Source organism: Candidatus Krumholzibacteriia bacterium (assembly GCA_035268685.1).
GTDB lineage: Bacteria > Krumholzibacteriota > Krumholzibacteriia > JAJRXK01 > JAJRXK01 > JAJRXK01.
This window is the reverse complement of record DATFKK010000124.1, coordinates 1-2,741: the sequence shown is the minus strand read 5'-3', so window position 1 is coordinate 2,741 and position 2,741 is coordinate 1. Positions and strand designations below refer to the sequence as shown.

Annotated in this window: 3 protein-coding genes; all 3 read right to left on the bottom strand. The window is 68.6% G+C overall.

The genetic code is table 11. The features are described from left to right. The coding region (gene hemC / locus VKA86_11930) for a hydroxymethylbilane synthase (GenBank protein HKK71921.1) at positions 1-304 on the bottom strand (304 nt) is incomplete at its 3' end. Continuing rightward, a complete protein-coding gene (gene hemG / locus VKA86_11925) occupies positions 301-1,806 on the bottom strand; it encodes a protoporphyrinogen oxidase (protein HKK71920.1) in 1,506 nt (501 codons plus the stop codon). The genes hemC and hemG, both read right to left, overlap by 4 nt. A 36-nt stretch (positions 1,807-1,842) precedes the next feature. Continuing rightward, positions 1,843-2,741: oxygen-independent coproporphyrinogen III oxidase (gene hemN, locus VKA86_11920; protein ID HKK71919.1), on the bottom strand; the 899-nt coding region annotated here is incomplete at its 5' end.

The following is a 2,741-nucleotide window of genomic DNA, read 5'->3' as shown; positions in this document are numbered from 1 at the left end:
CGCTCACCGCGACCATCTCGGTGTCGTCGGCCAGTGCCGCGGGCACGTCCTTCAACGAGTGCACGGCCAGGTCGATCTTCCCGCCGAGCAGCGCCGCCTCGAGGGTCTTGGTGAAGATTCCGATCTCGCCCATCTGCACGAGCGGCGTCTGCAGATCGACGTCGCCCGCACTCTCGACCTCGACGACCTCGACCCGCAGTCCGGGATGGGCGGCGAGCAGGGCATCACGGCACCAGTGGGCCTGCCACAAAGCCAGGGGACTTCCGCGGGTACCGAGGCGGACGAGATCGGGAACCTGGGTCACGAGGTCGCCTTTCCTTCGCGAGAGCCCGTGGCCGGATCCCCGGCCCGGTGCTGCAGTTGATCGCACACGTCGACTCCGAGGGACTCGGCGTGCAGGACGCAGTGGTTGAAGCTGACACCGGCCACGCTGTTGCCGGCGAGGAAGAGTCCGCCCACGCGTTCGGCATCGGACCGCGCGCGCTCGACGCGCTCGAGGTGTCCGCGTTCGTACTGGGGAATGCCCCGCGCCCAGCGGATGACCTTGCTGAACACCGGTTCGCCCTCGAATCCGAGCAGGGGGCCGATGTCGCCCAGGACCTGCTGCCGCAGCTGCTCGTCGCCCAGACGATCGGCGTCGGGATCGTGCCGACCGCCGATCATGTTGGTGAGCAGGACGTAGCCCTTCGGCGCCCGCCCGGAGAAGGTGCTCGAGGTGAAGATCGAGCCGAGCGTGCGGATGCCCTCGCGGCGGGGGATCAGTGCGCCGAAACCGGCGAGCGGATCGCGCACCTGGTCGCGGCGGAAGCCCAGGTGCACGACGTGCACGCCGGCGATCACGATCTCGGCGAGCGCGGCACTGGCCTCGTCGGCACAACCGCGCAGGACCTGGCTCGCCGCCGGCGCCGGCAGAGCCACGACGACCGCATCGGCCTCGATCGCGTCGCCCTCGGCCATCTGTACGCGGAAACCGCCATCCCGCTTCTCGATCCGGGCCACGGCCGTGCCGAGCCGGACGATCTCCGGACCGAGTTCCTCGGCGAGGGTGCGGATCGGCTGGCCCATGCCCTCGCGGAAGCTGTGCAGGACACCGCCGGGGCCGGCCTCGACCTTGCGCGGCGTGTCCGAAACGGTCCCGTTCTCCGAGGGCTTCGCAGCCGCGGCCTTCGCCGCCTGCTTGCGGGCGCGCACCTCGCGCCGCTTGGCCAGCATCCCGCGGAACAGCCCGCCGTGCTCCTCCTCGAGCGTGGCGACCTTCGGGAAGGCCGCGGCCACGCTCAGACGATCGACGTCGCCCGCGAAGATCCCGCTCACCATGCTGTCGAGCATGACCTCGGTGAACTCCCGCCCCAGACGCCGGCGGCCGAAGTCACCGACCGTCTCGTCGTCGTCGCTCGTCTTCGGCTTCACCCAGTACTCGCCGGCCATGCGCAGCTTGGCCCGGGTCGACAGCAGCGGCGAGCGCATGAACTTCGCCGGGTTCATGTGCATTTCGACCATTCGCCCGTTGCGCACCAGGTAGCGTCGTCGGGCCTCGTCCTCGCTGCGCTGGAGGTCGTCGTGCAGGCCGAGGTCGTCGACCAGCCGCAGGGTGGCGGGCTCGTTGTCCAGGAATCCGTTCGGGCCCGTCTCGCAGAGGAATCCGTCCTCGCCGACGGTGCCGATCTTGCCTCCGACTTCGTGGCCCGCCTCGAGCACGAGCAGTTCGACGGGGAGGTCCCGCTCGCGGGCCTGTTCGCGAATGCGGTAGGCCGCGGCCAGTCCCGCGATCCCGGCTCCGAGGACGACGACGCGCTGCGTTGCCATGTGGGGCTCCAATCGACAGGGGCGACGGAACCGCCTCTAGACGGTTCGTGAGAACAGGGGCTTGTCGCTGCTGCCGGGCGGCTCCAGGTAGGCGTCGAAGTGCATGGCCGCGTTGCGCACGAAGAGGTAACCGCGCTCGGTCATACCGATGCGGTCGTCACTCAACTCCACCAGCCCGTCGTCGACCATCTCCCGCAACGCCTCGAGAGCGTCCGCGAAGGTGGCGTCGAAGTCCACGCCGTGGCGCTGTTCGACGCGACGCTTGTCGATCGCCAGGTTGCACATGAGATCCATGATGACCTCGTTGCGCAGACGATCGTCGTCGCTCATGCGAACGCCGCGGTGCGTGGTGAGCTGCCCGGACTTCACCTGGCGTTGGTACTCGCTCAGGCGGGTGGCGTTCTGCGCGTAGGTCCCGCTGATCTCGCTGATGCTGGTCACGCCGAAGGCCACGGCCTCGGTCTCGGGCTGTGTCGTGTAGCCCATGAAGTTCCGCCGCAGGTTCTCGGCGCGGCGCGCCACGGCCAGTGCGTCGTCCTTCTTCGCGAAGTGGTCGATCCCGATCGCCTCGTAGCCACCGGCGGTGAAGCGCCGCGCGGTCTCGAGGAAGATCGCAACCTTCTCGCGCGGTTCGGGAAGCGCCTCGGCCGGCATTCTCTCCTGGTGCGGCTTGATCCACGGGACGTGCGCGTAGTTGAACACGGCCACGCGATCGGGCCCCCACTCGACGACCTGGTCCACCGTCTCGCCGAAGCGCTCGACGTTCTGGTAGGGAAGACCGTAGATCAGGTCCATGTTCACACTCTCGAAGCCCACGTCGCGGCACATCGAGTAGAACGCGTAGGTCATCTCGGTCGGCTGTACGCGTTGCACGGCTTCCTGGACACGCGAGCAGAGGTCCTGCACGCCCATCGAGATCCGGTTGAAGCCGATCT

What these genes read in the sequence shown, in the direction of transcription:
- hemG (HKK71920.1), bottom strand. Translation starts at nt 1,806, where the DNA reads ATGGCAACGCAGCGCGTCGTCGTCCTCGGAGCCGGGATCGCGGGACTG.